We start from the raw sequence: 18861 nt of genomic DNA, 5'->3' as shown, positions 1-18861 counted from the left end.
AGACATTTATATTGGAGAATTTTAATATGGAGAATGTAATAAAAAATTTTAGAAAAAATATGCTGTATTTAAGTCTGATGATTGCCATACCAATTATAAATATAGCTTATGGACTACTAGATAATTCATCAAGAGGATACTATATGCTGGTGATGAATGTAGATAGGCGTGTTCCTTTTGTAAAACAATTTATTATTGCTTATTGGATGTGGTATCCTTTTATAATTATATCATTGATATTTTTTTGCTTTAAAAGCAGAAAAGTCTATTATAAAGTGCTGTTTACCATAATTTTGGGGATGATAATATGCTACATTGTGTATTTCTTCTTCCAAACTACTGTGCCACGGCCTGCAGTTTACGGAAGTGATATTTTGTCGGATTTTGTAAGGGATACTTATAAAATTGACAAACCCTTCAATTGTTTACCTAGTATACATGTCCTTACTACCTATGCAGTGATGAGGGGATCATTGGAGCTGCCTTATGGACAAGCAAAATCAAAAATATTTATATGTGTAATTGGCATTTTGATAATATTATCAACTCAATTTGTAAAACAGCATGTAATCATGGACTTAGTTACTGCAGTAATATTGGGAGAGATGATATACAAATATATTGCGAGAAGATTGTATTGGAGTTAATATTTAGACGTGTTTTTAGTTTTTGATTTGGGGGGGGAAAAACACACTTGAACTATAATGTAATAAATGAAGTAATAATTTTGTCGCTTGTCATGGCATCCGGTGTATTTGCAAGAAAAAAGAATATTATAACTGAAAAGGGTAGTAAAGATCTGTCAAATCTGCTTATAAACATAACGCTTCCGGCACTTCTGCTGACTTCTTTCAATTATAATTATTCACTGAAAATGTTTGTGGAAGCAAAACACATATTTGTATATTCTTTTATAGTCAATATTGTAATATTGTTTTCGAGCAGATTTATGACGCCGGGCTACGATGAGGATTCGAGCAGGGTCATTAGATTTGCGGCCATATTTTCAAATAGTGGATTTATGGGTTATCCGGTGCTGGAAGGACTTTTTGGGAAAACAGGCATATTTTATGGAGCTATCTTTAATATACCCTTTAATATGATACTCTTCAGTTTGGGAATTATGATATATACGGATAAAAGGGATTTGCGGGCTATGAAGGGAGTTGTATTTAATCCAGTTATAATAGCAACCATAATAGGATTCATTATGTTTTTGTTCTCCATAAAACTACCGCCGGTTTTAAATAAGGCTGTAGTTTCCATAGGTTCCATGACTACTCCACTTTCCATGATTATAGTTGGTTCAATGCTGGCAGAAATGAAATTGAAGGAGATTTTCAGTGGAAGCATAGTATACTATATCTGTTTTCTGAGATTGATTATAGCCCCGACTTTAAGTTTTGTAATATTGAAGCTTATAGGTGCAGATAACTTTATGCTTCAGATAATTGTAGTTATTGAAGCAATGCCTGTTGCAGTACTTTCTCCCATATTTGCCCAGAAATACGGTTCCAATGAAAAGCTTGCTTCAAAAAGTGTTTTTATAACTACCATAGTTTCCATGATAACTATACCGCTCATTGTGATACTGCTCCAATATTTGAATAATCTGTTTTGATTTTTAGGTATAAGTGATATAGTAAATACAAGGAATATTAACAGAATGAGGTGAATTAATTTTATGTTTGATACCCATGTACATACAAGATTTTCCACTGACTCAGATATGAAAATAGAAGAAGCATTAAAGTCGGCGAGGGACAATAGATTGGGACTTATACTCACTGAACATATGGATATTGGATATCCTGACGGGAATGAATTTTTGTTTAACATAGAGGATTATTTTAAAGCTTATTCTGGTTTAAGGGGTGAAACAATGCTTTTAGGTATAGAGATTGGAATGAAGGAAGACTGCGTAAAGAAAGCAGGACTTATAGCTAGAGACAACCCTTTCGACTATGTGATAGGAGCAATTCATCTTGTGGATAATCTGGATTTGTATTACGATGATTTTTATATTGGAAAAAGTAAAAAAGACGCGTACAGAAGATATCTTGAGAGCATGTTACTGAATTTGAAAAAATTTGATTTCATAGACAGTCTTGCACATATAGATTATATATGCAGATATTCAGGATATGAAGATCCGGAATTGCATTACGGAGAGTTTCCCGATATCCTGGATGAAATATTGAAGCTTATAATACAGAGAGGAAAATGTATAGAATTGAATACAAGGAGGTTGAACAGCAAATCGGCTGTTGAAAATTTTTACCCGATATATAGAAGATACAGAGAACTTGGTGGAAAGTATATAACTCTTGGATCTGATGCACACACTGCGGAAAGCATAGGGAACAACTTCCGTGAGGCGGCTCAGATAGCTGAGGACTGCAATCTTAGAATAGTATATTTTAAAGACAGAAAAATGGAATACTAGATGAATTCTTATTGTTGACAGATTTACTCGGATTTGATAATATTAAATAGGATAACTATAAGTTGAGTATCAAAGGAAGTGGTTAAGTGAAACTATCCACAAAGGGAAGATATGGGGTCAAGGCCATGGTTGATCTTGCTATCCACTATGGTGACGAGCCTGCATCAATAAAAAAGATCTCAGAAAGACAGGGTATATCTGAATACTATTTGGAACAACTGTTCTCTCCACTGAGAAAGGCAAATTTAATTAGAAGTGTAAGGGGAGCCCAGGGAGGATATATGCTTAGCAGACACCCTGAGGATATAACGATAGGTGATATTATGGGAATACTTGAAGGACCTGTAGAAATATCTGAATGTATAGATGATACGAAGGGAAATTCCTGCGATAATATCGACTGTTGTGCAACGAGGCTTTTATGGTCGAAAATCAGGGACAGTATAGATAGCGTCATGGAATCGACAACATTGCAGGATATTGTAGATGACTATAAAAATATGAATAACAAGAAGGTACTTAAAAAAGTATGATTTTCAATAATGTAACCTTTAAAGAATTTTTTCTTTTAGGGTTATATTTTTTTATTTATATGGAAAAACTATTTATACAATTGTAATGATTAACTGAAAAAGGTGATAGCTTGTACAGAGTAAGAGATTTTATTTTTTCGGAAGTTATAGGAATTGATGGAAAAAGCATGGGCTTTGTGGGAGATTTACTGGTGGATTTCAACTCAAAATCAATAAAAGGATTTAATGTAGTTTCAAATAGTATATTGAAAAAGGATGCCAGCGTGTATCTGGAAAATACAGTGAGCCTTTTCCCTGTTATTATTGCATCTGAATCAAATAGGGCACAGGATCTTAAATTCAATGATATACGGACTATAGATGTTGTGGACAAAACAGGAAACATAATGGGCAATCTGGAGGATATGATATTCTATGAGAAAAGTTTTATCATAAGAGCCTTTGTCATCTCAAGAGGATTTGTATATGATATTGTGCATGGGAGAAAAGTACTGCCGTCAAAGAATCTTATACTTGGAGAGAAAAATATTTTGTATATGAAAATTTAAAATTGATAAAGAGGAAAATTGAGATGGAGATTAAAAAAGATAAAATATTAAAGTATGGTACGGTATTTCTGGCAGCAATTCTGGTAATTATATTTGTCATGAAAGTTTCTATACTTAGGGAACTCATCTACTTATTCGTCATATCTTTTTTAATAACGTATGTTTTGAAACCTTTTTATATGAAACTTCTGGATTCAGGAGCTGGTGAGTCCATATCGGCTCTTTTGCTTATAGCTGGCATAGCAGCCATATTAGTTGGAGGCTTTATGGTTTTCATACCATATTTATTCAGGGAAAATCTAAATGTAAAAAATACCCTGAACAGTATACAGGATCTGATAAACAATATATATGCCAGTCTCAAACCTGATGAAAATAGTGGAATACTCCATACTTTTACGGATAATATGTACTATAGGATGCACGATATGACTATGAAAATATCCGGGAAAATATATGAATTTATAATAAATATGAGCAGCATGCTCATATATGCTGTTATAGTACCTATTATAGTATATTATTTTCTGGTGGATGGAAAGCAGATAGAACACGGGATATTGAATCTTTTCCCTATAAGGAGCAGAAATGCAGTATATAAGATAAGCTGTCATATAGATAAAATACTTGGCAGATACATAGTAAGTCAGTTGATTTTAAGTCTGGTTGTGGGAATAGTTACATTTATAATACTTGTACTATTGAAAGTGGATTTTCCAATAGTACTTTCTATAATAAATGCATTTTTTAATATAATACCTTATTTCGGCCCAATATTTGGAGCACTTCCTGCCATTTTTGTGGCTTTCATGAATTCTCCAAAGACTGCAGTTGAAGTTGCAATATGGTTGTATGTACTCCAGCAGCTGGAAGGAAACATATTATCCCCTAAAATAACGGCAGACAGTATAAGCATGCATCCCCTTACAGTAATTGTACTTCTTCTCATAGGAGGTGGAATGGCAGGCTTTATAGGCATGGTTGCTGCAGTGCCTCTGGGTGTTGTGGTAAAAATAATCTATAAGGATCTGAGTTACTATATATTCTAAAATATATATTTTCCGCGCATACATGGGATTAGTGTATTGACAGTAGGGAGTATTTTATTTATAATTCTATAGTAATTGAATAAATCAGGATAATGATTGGAATAAGTAGATCTATTTTTTCATTGAGAGAGGAAGTGGTAGGTGAAAACTTCTTGTCAGGATATATCGAAGCTATCCAGGAGTTCTTGGAGTATTAAGAGACATAAATTGGATTCTGGTTTATGTAATTAGGGTGGTACCACGGAATAGGCTTTCGTCCCTTTGGGATGTTGGCTTTTTTGTTTTATACCGTTTTTAACAAGAAAAGGAGAGATACATATAATGAAAAATTTAGGATTGAATGAAATAAGAGAAATGTATTTGAATTTTTTTGAAGGCAAGGGACATTTGAGACTGCCGAGTTTTTCTCTTGTTCCCAATCATGACAAGAGCCTTCTTCTCATAAATGCAGGAATGGCACCTCTCAAGCCGTATTTTACCGGGCTTCAGGTCCCACCTCGAAGAAGGGTTACAACATGTCAGAAATGTATAAGAACTGGCGATATTGAAAATGTAGGAAAGACTTCGAGACACGGTACATTTTTTGAAATGCTGGGTAATTTTTCTTTTGGAGATTATTTTAAATCCGAGGTAATACCGTGGGCATGGGAGTTTGTAACAGAGGTTATGAAGCTGCCTAAAGACAGACTGTATGTTACCATTTATCTGGATGATGATGAAGCTTATGACATATGGACAAAGAAAACAGATATGGATCCATCCAGAATATTCAGACTTGGCAAAGAGGATAATTTCTGGGAACACGGAGAAGGACCATGCGGACCATGTTCTGAAATTCACTTTGACAAGGTCGGATTAAATATAAACAGTTCCCAAGAATTTGTAAAAGCAGGAGATGAAGACAAGATAGTTGAATTATGGAACCTTGTTTTTACACAATTTGACAAGGATGAGAGTGGAAAATACAATAAACTGCCCAACCCCAATATAGATACAGGAATGGGACTTGAAAGAATGGCAACGGTAATGCAGGGAAAGGACAGTATATTTGAAGTGGATACAATATGGAATATATTGAATGAAGTGTGCAGAATTGCAAATATCGATTATGGAAAAGATGGTGACAGCGATGTATCGTTGAGGGTAATAACCGATCACATAAGGAGCATTGCTTTTATGATAAGTGATGAAATACTGCCGTCAAACGAAGGGAGGGGATATGTTTTGAGAAGGCTTCTCAGAAGAGCTGCCGTGCACGGCAGGGCTTTGAATATAGACAGAACCTTTTTGTGGAAACTGGTTGATGCAGTAGTACGGAACTCAATTAAAGGATATCCTGAATTGAAAGGCAAACAGGACTATATTGAGAAAATTATAAGAATTGAAGAAGAGAGATTCAATGAAACAATAGACAGCGGAATGACCATACTGAACTCTTTCATAGATGATATGAAAAAGGACAAAATAAGGGAACTTTCAGGTGAAAAGGCCTTTAAGCTGTATGATACCTATGGGTTTCCGATAGAGCTTACAAAGGAAATACTCGAAAAAAATAATATGACTGTAGTTCTGAAAACTTTTCAGAGAGAGATGGAAAAGCAGAAGGAAAGGGCAAGATCTGCAAGGGAACATACAAATTATATGGGAGCAGATGACACCATTTTAGATAAAATACCTCTTGATATCAATACGAAATTCGAGGGATATGATACTTTAAGCCTGGAATCGAACATAAGTGTCCTCGTAAAAGACGAAAAACTGGTAGAAAGTCTAAAAAAGGGAGATAGAGGTGTAATAGTAACCGAAGCTACTCCTTTCTATGCAGAAATGGGAGGACAGGTAGGAGACAGGGGAATAATATACAGTGATGGATTCAAATGTGAAGTTCTGGATTGTAAAAACAATGTGGCAGGGAAAATACTCCATTTTGTAAATGTACTATCAGGTGAGGTCCGTGTGAATGGCAGGGTTAATTTAAATGTAGATAAGACTAGAAGGGACAATATAAGAAAGAATCATACCGCAACCCACATTCTTGATGAGGCACTTAGAAGAGTACTTGGGAAACATGTTCATCAGTCGGGTTCCTATGTTGATGACAGAAGATTGAGATTTGATTTTAATCACTTTGAGTCTGTAAACCATGAGCAGCTTGTTAAAATAGAGAAAATGGTTAATGAGGTTGTAATGAGTGCATCAGATGTCAAAACGGAAATAATGAATCTGGAAGAGGCAAAGCAAAGTGGTGCTGTTGCACTGTTTGACAGTAAATATGAAGATAAAGTAAGAGTTGTTTCGGTAGGAGATTTCAGTAGAGAACTCTGTGGAGGAACTCATGCCACAAATTCAGGGGAAATAGGACTTTTCAAAATAGTGTATGAAACGGGAATAGCTGCGGGTATAAGAAGAATAGAGGCAGTTACAGGAAAATATGCCCTTGAATATATCCAGGAAAAAGATGATATACTAAGAAATATATCGAGCATGCTCAAATGCTCCGATAAGGAAATAATCCACAAGATAGATAATATTGCAGCCGGGCTGAAGGATAGGGAAAGGGAAATAAATAATCTGAAGCTGAAACTCGCAGGAGATTCTGAAGATGCAATAATAAAGAGTGAAAAGAGCATAGGTGATATTAAGATATATACTGGAGTATTGAAGGACGTTGACGGAGATGCACTGAGGAATCTGGCAGACAAGATAAGAGATAGGAATGAAAAAACAGTTGTGGTTTTGGGAAGCAATGTTGATGGAAAAGTGAAGCTGATTGCTATGGCATCCAAGGCTGCAGTAAAGAAAGGAGTCCACTGTGGAAAAATAATAAAAGAAGTAGCAGCTTTGTGCGGCGGCGGTGGCGGCGGAAGACCTGACATGGCGCAGGCAGGTGGAAAATTGCCGGATAAACTGGAAGAAGCTGTAGGCAGTTCACTGTCAATTGTGGAAAACATAGTCAAGTAGTATACATTTTATAAAATATGTTCTATAATATAAGTATTACAATTGTTAGCGGGGTGATATAAATGAGTGAAGACAATACTATTCAGTTTGATATATCTGAAAGTAAAAAGGTTCTTACGAAAGAAATATTGACTGAAGTCTATGATTCGCTAATTAAAAAGGGATATAATCCGGTAAACCAGCTTGTTGGATATTTGATTTCCGATGATCCAACCTATATAACCAATTATAATGGTGCAAGATCTTTGATTAAGAAGCTTGAGAGAGATGAAATACTTGAAGAAGTATTGAAGGCTTATTTGAATATAAAATAAAAGTGGCCTCTAAGGCACTTTTATTTATATAATATTTTATTTAGGAGAATGCAGATGAGAATATTGGGCCTGGATATTGGAGATAGGACTATAGGAGTGTCGGTAAGCGACCCACTTAGGATCACAGCCCAGGGAATTACAACTATAAGAAGAAAAAATTCAGATGAAGATATAGAACAATTGACAAAAATATGTAATAGTTATAATATAGAATTGATTGTGTCGGGGCTTCCAAAGAATATGAACGGTACTCTTGGCCCCCAAAGTGAAAAAGTAATTGAATTTTGTAATCTTATAAAAGGGAAAATAGATATTCCAATAAAGATGTGGGATGAAAGATTGACTACGGTAGCGGCCAACAGAGCTATGCTTGAGGCGGACATGTCCAGAAGGAAGAGAAAAAAGCTAGTGGATAAAATAGCATCTACATATATATTACAGGGATATTTGGACAGCATTTATAAAAAGTAATCTTCTATAAAAATGAATTTTGTAAAAAACGGAGTTGTGCCTTTATGGAAAATGATTTGAAGGATATAGTCCTTGAAGACGAAAATGGAAATAAAGTAAAATTCGAACTTGTTACTAAATTTGACATAGAAGACAGAGAATATATAATTGCAATCCCACATGATGGCAATAATGAAGAAGCAATAGCTCTTAGAATAGATGAAGATGAAAACGGAAATAGTGTACTTAGTACTGTGGAAGATGATAGTGAATTTTCCGATGTAGTTAGTGCATATGAGATGCTTTTTGAAGATGATATATAGTATAATTTTTACAAGGTATTAATATCAAAATTAAAAGCTATGATTTCATCATAGCTTTTAATTTTGATATTAATTGATTTTCAATTGACTATTATCTTTTTGAGCATCAAACTAAGATGTAGTTAACCTATAAAATTATAGTTGAAATGAGGTATTATAATGTCAAGACTTTCATCTGGTGAAATAGAAAGATTGAAAAACAGTTTAAAGGAAAAGGGGTATAAACTTACGCCGCAGAGACGGGCTATAGTTGATATAATAATAAGAAATGAAGGTAGACATTTGACAACAGAGCAGATATATGACATGGTGAAAAAAGACTGTCCTGAAATAGGACTGGCAACAGTTTATAGAACAGTCCAATTGCTGGAGGATATAGGTGTCATATGTAAGTTGGATTTAGACGATGGATGTGGCAGGTATGAAATAGTTCATGAAAAGGAAATACATCATCATCATCATCTTATCTGTACGAAGTGTTCAAAGATAATTGAAGTTCCGGATCATCTTCTGGAAGGTCTGGAATCACAAATAGAGAGTAAATATAATTTTAAAATTTTAAATCATAGTCTAAAGTTTTACGGAATATGCAGTGATTGTTTAAAGAAATCAGAAAAAGAAGAAAAAGGATAAATAGAGGAAAGGAGGATTTTTTTGCGTAAAGAAAAAGATAAGGTAAAAATTATTCCACTAGGTGGATTAGGTGAAATAGGGAAGAATATGACAGCCATAGAATACAAGAATGACATCATAATAATTGACTGTGGACTTAAATTTCCGGATGAAGAGATGCTGGGAATAGATTTAGTCATACCCGATATCACTTATATTAAAAAGAATATTGACAGAGTGAGAGGTGTGTTTCTCACCCACGGTCATGAGGACCATATAGGAGCTCTTCCATATGTACTTAAGGAGGTGAATATACCTGTATATGGTACAAAATTGACTCTTGGCATAGTTGAGACAAAATTGAAGGAGCATAGACTTTCGGATAAGGTTAAACTCATTACTGTAAAACCAAAGGATATTATAAAGCTTAATAATATGTCAGTTGAGTTCATAAGAACCAGCCATAGTATTGCTGACTCAACTGCTATAGCAGTACACACCCCCATTGGAGTAATACTTCATACAGGAGATTTCAAAGTGGATTATACTCCCATTGATGGAAGTCCGATTGATTTAGCAAGGTTTGCCGAACTCGGCAAAAAAGGTGTGCTTCTTATGCTGGCAGATAGTACAAATGTTGAAAGACCCGGATATACAATGTCCGAAAGTACTGTTGGGGAAACTTTTCAGAAGTACTTTGCAAGTGCTAAAAATAGAATAATAGTGGCAACCTTTGCTTCTAATATACACAGGATACAGCAGATAATAACAGCAGCACAGATGTATAATAGAAAAGTTGCCATATCTGGAAGAAGCATGGAAAATATAATGGAGGTAGCCGTAAATCTTGGATATATTGAGGCAGACAAGAATACGATTATAAGTATAGACGCTATAAACAGATATCCAAATGACAGGTTGGTAATAATAACCACGGGTACACAAGGAGAACCAATGTCTGCACTTTCAAGGATGGCGGCTTCCGAGCATAAAAAGGTAAATATAATACCTGGCGACAGGATAATAATTTCAGCAAGTGCAATACCGGGAAATGAAAAATTGATATCCGGAGTTATAAATCAGCTGTTTAAAAAAGGTGCAGAAGTTATATATGAGGCGCTTGCAGATGTACACGTTTCAGGTCATGCCTGCCAGGAAGAATTGAAACTCATGCATACACTGGTAAAGCCAAAATTCTTTATGCCGGTTCATGGTGAATACAGACATTTGAAACAGCATGCAGATTTGGCAATGAAGCTTGGTATGCCTTCAAAGCATATACTTATAGCAGATAATGGTGATGTAGTAGAACTTTCAAGGGATTCTATAAGGAAAAATGGTACCGTGGTTTCAGGTCAGGTATTTGTAGACGGCCTTGGTGTTGGAGATGTAGGAAATATAGTATTGAGGGACAGAAAGCATCTTTCACAGGATGGAATACTTACAGTAGTCGTCACTATTGAAAAGGAAAGTGGAAGTGTTATTGCAGGGCCTGATATAATTTCAAGAGGTTTTGTGTATGTAAGAGAATCGGAAGACCTCATGGAAGAAGCAAAAGAACTTGTACGTGATGTGCTTAAAGATTGTGAAGAAAAGCATATAACAGAGTGGGCAAATATTAAGTCTAACGTCAAGGAAGTTTTGAGAACATTTCTATATGAAAAAACCAAGAGAAAACCTATGATACTTCCTATAATTATGGAAATATAGAATTTTTATAAAGGGGATTCAATTTGAAATGAGTATATATGACAAGGCAAGGGAGTTCGCAAAAGAGCTTGAGAGTTGTGAGGAAGTCATTAATCTGCGAAAGGCAAGCAAAGATATAGAGAATAGTGATTCCAATAAAAAAGTTCTGGATGATTTTAGAACTATACAGATGAATGCATATGCAGAACAGATGAAAAATGGTAAGATATCGGATGGTACAAGGAAAAGGTTTAATGATATTGGAACTGTGATAATGGGTAATTCTTCTGTAAATGAATATATACAGTCGGAGCAGAAGTTTACTGTTATGTGGCAGGATATATTGAAAATATTGAATGATGCCATAGGTATTGATTTTTCCTTTGGTATAAATAAAGACAAGAGATAACTGATGTTAAAATTTCAAAAACTGATTGAAGCACGTTGACTTTTTTAGACTATGATATTAAAATAGATATGTTAACTTAATTGGATACTAAAAAGTATCCAATTTTTTTGAGCGCTTATCATAATTAATGCATTTGATGAGTTTAAGTATAAATTGGAGGAATAATAATGAATTTATTTACAAGAAACGATATAAGAAATGTGGCGATAATAGCGCATGTAGATCATGGTAAAACCACATTGGTTGATGCATTGCTTAAACAAAGTCATGTGTTTAGGGCAAATGAAAAAGTTGAAGAAAGAGTTATGGATTCAAATGCTCTTGAAAAAGAAAGAGGTATAACTATACTTTCGAAAAATACTTCCGTTGTGCATGATGGAATAAAGATAAATATTGTAGATACACCGGGACATGCTGATTTTGGCGGCGAAGTAGAGCGTGTGCTTGAGATGGTAGACAGCGTTCTGCTTTTGGTAGATGCCTATGAAGGACCTATGCCTCAGACAAAGTTTGTATTGAAAAAGGCACTGGAATTAAAATTAAATCCGATAGTTGTCATAAATAAGATAGATAAGCCAAATGCAAGGCCAAACGAGGTTTTGGATGAAGTGTTTGACCTGTTTGTGGAACTTGGAGCCAATGACGAACAGCTTGATTTCCCTGTGGTATACTGTTCTGCAAAAACAGGAGTCGCAAAATTGGATGTCGGGGACGATTCCACTAATATGGACCCGCTGTTCGATACAATAGTTAAAAATGTACCTGCACCCGAAGGATACATGGATATGCCTTTTCAAATGCTTATTACAACAATAGATCACAATGAATATGTTGGGAGAATAGGAGTAGGAAAAATAACAAGGGGAACTATAAAGAAAAATCAGCAGGTTGCACATATAAAGAGGGATGGAAGTGTAGAAAATGTAAGAGTTTCCAACTTGTTTGTATATACCGGCCTCAAAAAGGAGGAGACGGATGAAGCCAAACTTGGAGATATAGTAGCCATATCTGGAATCCCGGATGTAAATATAGGTGAGACCATAGCTGATACATCCAATCCGGAGGCACTTCCTTTTGTAGACATAGATGAACCTACACTTAGCATGTATTTTATGACAAATGATTCACCCTTTGCAGGAAAGGAAGGTGAATATGTAACTTCACGACATCTGAGAGACAGACTTTTTAAAGAACTGGAGACAAATGTTTCTCTTAAAATTGAAGAAACAGATTCACCGGACTGTTTTAAAGTAAGCGGAAGAGGTGAACTTCACCTTTCCATATTGATAGAGACTATGAGAAGAGAAGGCTATGAATTTCAGGTTTCAAAACCGACGGTTATATTCAGGGAGGAAAATGGACACAAGCTGGAGCCTATTGAATATCTTACAATAGATGTTCCGGAAGAATTTATGGGAGTAGTAATGGAGAAGCTTGGTCCCAGAAAAGCTGAAATGGTAAATATGACTTCAGCAGTTAATGGATATACAAGGCTTGAATTTAGAGTACCTGCAAGAGGACTTATCGGGTTTAGAAGTGAATTTATGACCGATACAAAAGGTAATGGGATAATGAATCATGTGCTTGATGGATATGAGCCGTATAAGGGTGATATATCTGAGAGGACCAAGGGTTCACTTGTGGTATTTGAACCTGGTACATCAATAACATACGGACTGTTCAATGCCCAGGAAAGGGGAACGCTTTTTATAGGACCGGGAGTGGAAGTCTATGAGGGAATGATAGCTGGAGAATGTTCACGTCCTGAGGATATAGAGGTAAATGTATGCAAGAAAAAGCATCTTTCAAATACAAGATCTTCTGGAGCAGACGAAGCGTTAAAGCTGGTTCCTGTTACACCTATGAGTCTTGAAAAATCACTTGAGTTCATAGCATCTGATGAATTGGTTGAGGTTACGCCTGAAAATATAAGGATGAGAAAGAAAATATTGAAGACAGATCTGAGAAAGAAAGCCATGAGAAGAAAATAGAAAGGATTGTTTGTGTTGAAAAATAATTTGACAAGAATTTTTCTAATCTGTGGTTTTGCCTTAATTGTTTTTATCGTCGGCATGGTTTATTATGAATATGAGGGGATAATTCATCCCCTTCAAAATAACAGTGGTAGAATTAATTTTACTGTAGATAAGGACAAGAATATAGATAAAGTTGTTGATGAGCTTGAACACAGCAATATTATCAGGAAGAACAGCTTGCTGAAATGGTATTTGAATCGTAATTATGCAGATGTGTCAGCAAAAGCAGGTGGGTATTCTTTTTCAAGGGATATTACATTGAATAGTTTTGTGGATTATTTAAAGGATGGTATCAAGGATGATCGGCCTGTTAAAGTTACAATACCGGAAGGATACGATGTGGAACATATAGCTGGAGAACTTGATAAAAAGGGAATTATAGGCAGAAAGGAATTCTTGTCGAGTTGTAGAAATTATAGATATCCTGAATTTATAACTGCAGATATGAAGAGAAGATATGTGCTGGAAGGGTATTTGTTTCCAGATACTTATAAATTTTTGAAAGGAACCAGTGGAGATATTATAATAGAAACAATGTTGAACAGATTTTCACAGGTTATGTCGGAAATTGAAAAGGAGAACAACAAGGAATTTTCAAACAAGGAATTGGACAGGGTAGTGACAATGGCATCCATTATAGAAAAGGAAGTTGAAAAACCTGATGAGAGGCCAAAGGCAGCTTCTGTATTTTACAACAGACTCAGAAAGGGTATGAAACTGCAGTCATGCGCTACAGTACTCTATGCCCTGAATGTGCACAAAGACAAACTTTATTATAAGGATCTGGAGGTTAAATCACCTTTTAACACTTATATTGTAAATGGACTTCCAGAAGGGCCTATATCAAATCCCGGCAGGGGATGTATTGAATCGGCCATAAATCCGGATAACACGAACTATCTGTATTTTGTGTCCAATAATGATGGTACACATTTTTTTACTGATGATGAGAAAAAATTTTTGGAAGTTAAAAAAGTTACACAGGGAGATTGATTTTGGAGGAAGAAATGAGCAAAGGTGTTAGCGTTGGCTATATAGAGGATTACATAAGGTCATTGATTGGAGAACATTCCAGCATATTGAAACATCTTGAGGATTATGCAGAGGAGAATTCGATTCCCATAGTTCAAAGAGAGGTTGCAAGATTTTTGGAACTGTTGATTGATATAAAGAAACCTGACAGAATACTGGAATTAGGTACTGCCATAGGATATTCTTCAATTCTCATGAGTCTTGGCTGCAAAAATAAAGGACATCATATAACTACTATTGAAAGAGATGCCAATATGGTCAGGACTGCAAGGAAGAATATAGAGAAATGTGGACTGGAAAATAATATAGATGTAATAGAAGGAGATTGTATGGAGCAGATTTCACAATTGGACTGCAAGTATGATCTTATATTTATAGATGCAGGAAAAGGTCATTATAATCATTTTTTGCCTAAATGTCTGGAACTTCTTGAAAAGGATGGCATAATAGTGGCGGATAATGTACTTTTTAGGGGCATGATAGCATGCGACGAACTGATTGACAGGAGAAAAATAACGATAGTCAAGAGAATGAGAAAATATCTAGAGATGATATCTGACGACAAAAAATTTATAACTTCTGTTATACCCATGGGTGATGGGATATCTATTACGATCAGGAGGAGTTAATATGAAAAAACCAGAACTTCTGGCACCGGCAGGAAATATTGAAAAATTGAAGACCGCCGTAAATTTTGGCGCGGATGCAGTTTATTTGGGCGGAAGCAAGCTTAATTTGAGGGCCTTTGCAGATAATTTTACAGACGAAGATATTAGAGATGGAATAAAGTATGCACATGGCAAAAACAGAAAGGTTTATGTAACAGTGAACGTGTTTCCCCACAATGATGACTTGAAGGGGCTTTCCGATTACCTGGAGGATTTGTATGAAATGGGAGTAGATGCAATAATTGTATCCGATCCGGGAATAATAATGACTGCAAAAGAAGTTGTTCCAGAGCTGGAACTTCATTTGAGCACCCAGGCAAATACTGTAAACTTGAAATCATCTGAATTTTGGTATAATCAGGGTGTTAAGAGAATAGTAATGGCAAGAGAAATATCTCTTGAAGATATAAAATATATAAGAAATCATCTTCCAGGTGAATGTGAGATGGAAGTGTTCATACATGGCTCAATGTGCATGTCCTACTCTGGAAGATGTGTTATATCAAATTATATGACGGGCAGGGATGCAAACAGAGGTGAGTGTGCACAGCCCTGCAGATACAAGTATTATCTTATGGAAGAAAAAAGACCTGGTGAATATTTCCCCGTATTTGAGGATGACAGAGGTGCATATATATTGAATTCAAAGGATTTATGCATGATAGAACATATTCCTGAACTTGTGGATTCTGGTGTTGACTCGTTTAAAATAGAAGGCAGGATGAAAAGTTCCTACTATGTAGCGGCTGTTGTTAAATCTTACAGGCAGGCAATCGATTCTTATTTTGAGAATTCTCAAAGTTATGTATTTCAGCAGAAGTGGCTTGACAATTTGTTGAAGGTAAGTCATAGAATCTATTCTACTGGATTTTATTTTGGAAGGCCGGATTCCCAGATATATGAAACTTCGTCATATATAAGGGATTATGATATAGTGGGAATAGTGAGGTATTATGACAGGCAAAAGAGGATTGCAACTATAGAACAGAGAAACAAGGTCTATGATGGTGACAGAGTTGAAGTGCTCAGCCCAAAAGATGACAATGTGTACTTGAATCTGGATTATATGAAGGATGATGATGGCAGGAAGATATCATGCGCACCAAGAGCCCAGATGATATTTACGGTGCAGTCTGATGTTGATTTGAAGGCAGATGACATGCTTATAAAACCTAAAGCAATACTATAAACAAATTGGTTGAAAAATTATAGTATATTGTGTATAAAACACCTTATTTTGGACAAAAATTAGTCTAGATGAGGTGTTTTATATGTTGGAGATAGATAGAAATAAAATTGGGAAAAGGCAGAATTGTGTTTTCTTAATATTCATTGTATTATTTTTGATATTGGGTTTCAAGATATTTGGAATACAGCATTTTGAATATAACAAATTAAGTGTTATGGCAAACTCACAGTACGCCTATGCAGAAAATACAACTGACGTTAATTTCCTTCTATTTGATTGCGATGGCAATCAGCTGCTGAATTACAACAAGAAATATTATGCTGTAATATGTCCTGATGTATTTATAAGGGACAATGAAAATATAAAATCCGAAGAAATTCTCACTTTGATATACATACTTAGAAATTATAATAAGGATTATGATATTTCAAAAATCGGAGTATTGAAAAGCAGTCAGAAAATGTACTTTGAGGTAGATGAGAGCACTTACGAAAAATTAAAAAAGCTTAAAGGAATAAAGGGGTTTTACGCTTATGAATATATGCCGGTGGACAGAAACGGTGTATGGAAAATTGAAAATTTGCTTATAAATCCAAGGAGAACCGTGGATGATTCCACAAAATCAAAGAATTCCATAGAAATGCAGCTGAGTGAGAAGACGAAGAATAATAAAACATCACAAGTTGTGTTTCAAAAAGACGTGAATAACAATATAATAAGCGAAACTAAAAAAACAGGGAAAAATAATGTTAATTTAAGACTTACATTGAACAAGAATATGGAAGACAATATAAAAAGTATATTGAACAATTATAAATATAAAAAATTCAGCCAGATAGGTGCAGTCTTGATGGAGGCAAACACAGGTGACATCCGGGCAATAGTTCAGAAAGACGATACAAATCCAAATGTAAATCTTGGAGTATCTACAAATCATGGATTTTTTCCTGGTTCCATATTTAAAGTAATAGTGGAGGAAGCCGGGCTTGATGAAAATAAGATATTTTTATCTGACAAATTTACGTCAACGGGATTGTATGAAAAGGAAGATGAACATGAAAAAGAGCTTGATCACGGCACGTATACTCCAGCAGAAGCTTTTGTTGCATCAAGTAATGATGTATTTTCACAGATAGCCAGCAAAGTTGGATATGAAAGTCTTTATAAAAATTCCAGTGAACAGGGGCTTCTTGAAAAAGTACTGAATTTTGATGAGGAAAAAAATGGAGCTTTTGAAACCACAGATCCCAAAATTTCAGATGGAAGTCTTGGACTGACATCCATAGGTCAGAATATCAGGATAACTCCAGTTGAAGCTATAAGTATACCTAATACTGTGGTGAATTCAGGTGTATATGTAAAGCCACACATAATTGACGCCTATGTGGATAATGACAACAATGTTATAGAAAAGGCAGAATACAGCAGCAAACAGATTTTAAAAGAATCTACTGCCAATGAAATGAAAAGTCAGATGATAGATGTAGTAAAAAAGGGTACTGGTATAGCAGCTTATATGGATGATGTAGAGATAGGAGGAAAGACAGGAACTACCCAGAGAATGGAACTTTCCTCAAAGAGCAAGTCCATAGAAGAACATTCTGACGGTTGGTTTGCGGGTTTCTTCAATTTAAATGGCAAAAATTATTCAATGATAGTATTTGTTCAGGATATAGATAAAGATAATGAAAGTGGAGGTAATACAGCTGCACCAATTTTTAAAGATATAGTGTCAAATCTTAAACAGGATTCAACAAAAAATTAAATCAGAATATATAGGCACTTTTTATTAATGAATTTCATAGTATATTAATAAGCACTATTAGGAGGAGCAGCTGTGTTTTTAACAAATTGCTTATTAGATATTATCAGTAACATGTTGTTTATGACAGCATATGTTACGAATAACAGTTCATTTCCACAACCTCTAAATGACGAGGAAGAAAAATGTTATTTAAATAAACTACAAGAGGGAGATCAACTGGCTAAAAGTATTTTGGTTGAAAGAAATTTAAGATTGGTAGCACATATTGTGAAAAAGTACTCTTATCCAGGAAAAGATATAGATGATCTTATTTCGATTGGAACAGTTGGATTAATAAAAGCTATAGATTCTTTTGATTCATCCAAGGGTACAAGACTTGCCACTTATGCTGCAAAGTGTATTGAAAATGAGATACTTATGCTTATAAGAAATAATAAAAAAATAAAGGGTGAAGTGTATCTGCAGGATCCTATAGGAATTGACAAGGAAGGCAATGAAATATCGCTTATGGATGTACTGGGAAGTGATGAAGATTCTATAGTTGAAATTGTGGAACATAAAATGCAGGTAAAAAGACTGTATTCAAAAATAAATACGTGTCTTACAACAAGGGAAAAATGTGTAGTTGAAATGAGATATGGGCTGTCTGAAGGCAAGCCGCGGACTCAAAGGGAAATAGCAAAATTTCTTGGAATATCAAGATCCTATGTTTCACGAATTGAAAAAAAGGCCTTAAAGAAACTATATAAAGAGATGAATTATGGTAAAAACAAGTAACTCATATATTTCGTCGAATTTAAACATACACAATTAAATACTTTTAAATATGATACGAAT

The 18861-nt window shown here is 35.0% G+C and carries 19 protein-coding genes and 1 other annotated feature; all 19 genes read left to right on the top strand.

Annotation, left to right across the window (positions count from 1 at the left end; all coding sequences use genetic code 11):
• Positions 1-26: 26 nt before the first annotated feature.
• The 19 genes from LKE46_RS07465 to sigK all read left to right on the top strand — a co-directional run bounded on the left by LKE46_RS07465 (position 27) and on the right by sigK (position 18801).
• The gene (locus LKE46_RS07465; RefSeq protein ID WP_291719938.1) at positions 27-647 is read left to right on the top strand and encodes a phosphatase PAP2 family protein; all 621 of its coding nucleotides are present in this window, start codon (positions 27-29) and stop codon (positions 645-647) included.
• Positions 648-694: 47 nt separating this feature from the next.
• The gene (locus LKE46_RS07460) at positions 695-1621 is read left to right on the top strand and encodes an AEC family transporter (protein WP_291719936.1); all 927 of its coding nucleotides are present in this window, start codon (positions 695-697) and stop codon (positions 1619-1621) included.
• A 63-nt stretch (positions 1622-1684) separates the two neighbouring features.
• Positions 1685-2446 (top strand): histidinol phosphate phosphatase, encoded by a 762-nt coding sequence (locus LKE46_RS07455; RefSeq protein WP_291719934.1) that lies wholly within the window; start codon positions 1685-1687, stop codon positions 2444-2446.
• 86 nt (positions 2447-2532) lie between these two features.
• Positions 2533-2979 (top strand): RrF2 family transcriptional regulator, encoded by a 447-nt coding sequence (locus LKE46_RS07450; RefSeq protein WP_291719931.1) that lies wholly within the window; start codon positions 2533-2535, stop codon positions 2977-2979.
• A gap of 110 nt (positions 2980-3089) precedes the next feature.
• Entirely contained in the window at positions 3090-3527 is a 438-nt protein-coding gene (locus LKE46_RS07445; protein ID WP_291719929.1) for a PRC-barrel domain-containing protein, read from the top strand.
• 23 nt (positions 3528-3550) lie between these two features.
• A complete protein-coding gene (locus tag LKE46_RS07440; protein ID WP_291719926.1) occupies positions 3551-4576 on the top strand; it encodes an AI-2E family transporter in 1026 nt (341 codons plus the stop codon).
• Between the two features lie 83 nt (positions 4577-4659).
• Positions 4660-4840 (top strand) — a binding site (T-box leader).
• Between the two features lie 57 nt (positions 4841-4897).
• On the top strand, positions 4898-7537 hold the full coding sequence (gene alaS, locus LKE46_RS07435) for an alanine--tRNA ligase (RefSeq protein ID WP_291719924.1): 2640 nt from the start codon (positions 4898-4900) through the stop codon (positions 7535-7537).
• A gap of 62 nt (positions 7538-7599) precedes the next feature.
• On the top strand, positions 7600-7851 hold the full coding sequence (locus tag LKE46_RS07430; RefSeq protein ID WP_291719922.1) for an IreB family regulatory phosphoprotein: 252 nt from the start codon (positions 7600-7602) through the stop codon (positions 7849-7851).
• Between the two features lie 54 nt (positions 7852-7905).
• Positions 7906-8322 (top strand): Holliday junction resolvase RuvX, encoded by a 417-nt coding sequence (ruvX, locus tag LKE46_RS07425; protein WP_291719920.1) that lies wholly within the window; start codon positions 7906-7908, stop codon positions 8320-8322.
• Between the two features lie 44 nt (positions 8323-8366).
• A complete protein-coding gene (locus LKE46_RS07420) occupies positions 8367-8624 on the top strand; it encodes a DUF1292 domain-containing protein (protein WP_291719917.1) in 258 nt (85 codons plus the stop codon).
• 159 nt (positions 8625-8783) lie between these two features.
• A complete protein-coding gene (locus LKE46_RS07415; protein WP_291719914.1) occupies positions 8784-9257 on the top strand; it encodes a Fur family transcriptional regulator in 474 nt (157 codons plus the stop codon).
• Positions 9258-9278: 21 nt separating this feature from the next.
• Positions 9279-10946 carry a ribonuclease J gene (locus LKE46_RS07410; protein ID WP_291719912.1) on the top strand — a complete coding sequence of 556 codons (1668 nt, stop codon included), beginning with the start codon at positions 9279-9281 and terminating at the stop codon, positions 10944-10946.
• 28 nt (positions 10947-10974) lie between these two features.
• Positions 10975-11334 (top strand): YlbF family regulator, encoded by a 360-nt coding sequence (locus LKE46_RS07405; protein ID WP_291719910.1) that lies wholly within the window; start codon positions 10975-10977, stop codon positions 11332-11334.
• Positions 11335-11501: 167 nt separating this feature from the next.
• Entirely contained in the window at positions 11502-13325 is a 1824-nt protein-coding gene (typA, locus tag LKE46_RS07400; RefSeq protein WP_291719907.1) for a translational GTPase TypA, read from the top strand.
• Positions 13326-13337: 12 nt separating this feature from the next.
• The gene (mltG, locus tag LKE46_RS07395; RefSeq protein WP_291719902.1) at positions 13338-14363 is read left to right on the top strand and encodes an endolytic transglycosylase MltG; all 1026 of its coding nucleotides are present in this window, start codon (positions 13338-13340) and stop codon (positions 14361-14363) included.
• Between the two features lie 14 nt (positions 14364-14377).
• Positions 14378-15031 carry an O-methyltransferase gene (locus LKE46_RS07390; RefSeq protein ID WP_291719898.1) on the top strand — a complete coding sequence of 218 codons (654 nt, stop codon included), beginning with the start codon at positions 14378-14380 and terminating at the stop codon, positions 15029-15031.
• 1 nt (position 15032) lies between these two features.
• Positions 15033-16259, top strand: a complete 1227-nt coding sequence (locus tag LKE46_RS07385) for a peptidase U32 family protein (RefSeq protein WP_291719896.1) — start codon at positions 15033-15035, stop codon at positions 16257-16259.
• A gap of 82 nt (positions 16260-16341) precedes the next feature.
• Positions 16342-18024 (top strand): penicillin-binding transpeptidase domain-containing protein, encoded by a 1683-nt coding sequence (locus LKE46_RS07380; protein ID WP_291719894.1) that lies wholly within the window; start codon positions 16342-16344, stop codon positions 18022-18024.
• A 72-nt stretch (positions 18025-18096) separates the two neighbouring features.
• On the top strand, positions 18097-18801 hold the full coding sequence (sigK, locus tag LKE46_RS07375; RefSeq protein WP_291719891.1) for an RNA polymerase sporulation sigma factor SigK: 705 nt from the start codon (positions 18097-18099) through the stop codon (positions 18799-18801).
• Positions 18802-18861 lie beyond the last annotated feature (60 nt).

It is taken from the genome of Clostridium sp. (genome assembly GCF_022482905.1).
Classification (GTDB): Bacteria; Bacillota; Clostridia; order Clostridiales; family Clostridiaceae; genus Clostridium_B.
The sequence above is the reverse complement of the archived record's forward strand: the minus strand, read 5'-3'. Positions and strand labels throughout refer to the sequence as shown.

Coding starts and splice junctions, on each gene's coding strand:
- LKE46_RS07465 (WP_291719938.1), top strand. CDS start 27: ATGGAGAATGTAATAAAAAATTTTAGAAAAAATATGCTGTATTTAAGT.
- LKE46_RS07455 (WP_291719934.1), top strand. CDS start 1,685: ATGTTTGATACCCATGTACATACAAGATTTTCCACTGACTCAGATATG.
- LKE46_RS07440 (WP_291719926.1), top strand. CDS start 3,551: ATGGAGATTAAAAAAGATAAAATATTAAAGTATGGTACGGTATTTCTG.
- alaS (WP_291719924.1), top strand. CDS start 4,898: ATGAAAAATTTAGGATTGAATGAAATAAGAGAAATGTATTTGAATTTT.
- LKE46_RS07430 (WP_291719922.1), top strand. CDS start 7,600: ATGAGTGAAGACAATACTATTCAGTTTGATATATCTGAAAGTAAAAAG.
- ruvX (WP_291719920.1), top strand. CDS start 7,906: ATGAGAATATTGGGCCTGGATATTGGAGATAGGACTATAGGAGTGTCG.
- LKE46_RS07420 (WP_291719917.1), top strand. CDS start 8,367: ATGGAAAATGATTTGAAGGATATAGTCCTTGAAGACGAAAATGGAAAT.
- LKE46_RS07415 (WP_291719914.1), top strand. CDS start 8,784: ATGTCAAGACTTTCATCTGGTGAAATAGAAAGATTGAAAAACAGTTTA.
- LKE46_RS07405 (WP_291719910.1), top strand. CDS start 10,975: ATGAGTATATATGACAAGGCAAGGGAGTTCGCAAAAGAGCTTGAGAGT.
- typA (WP_291719907.1), top strand. CDS start 11,502: ATGAATTTATTTACAAGAAACGATATAAGAAATGTGGCGATAATAGCG.
- LKE46_RS07390 (WP_291719898.1), top strand. CDS start 14,378: ATGAGCAAAGGTGTTAGCGTTGGCTATATAGAGGATTACATAAGGTCA.
- LKE46_RS07385 (WP_291719896.1), top strand. CDS start 15,033: ATGAAAAAACCAGAACTTCTGGCACCGGCAGGAAATATTGAAAAATTG.
- LKE46_RS07380 (WP_291719894.1), top strand. CDS start 16,342: ATGTTGGAGATAGATAGAAATAAAATTGGGAAAAGGCAGAATTGTGTT.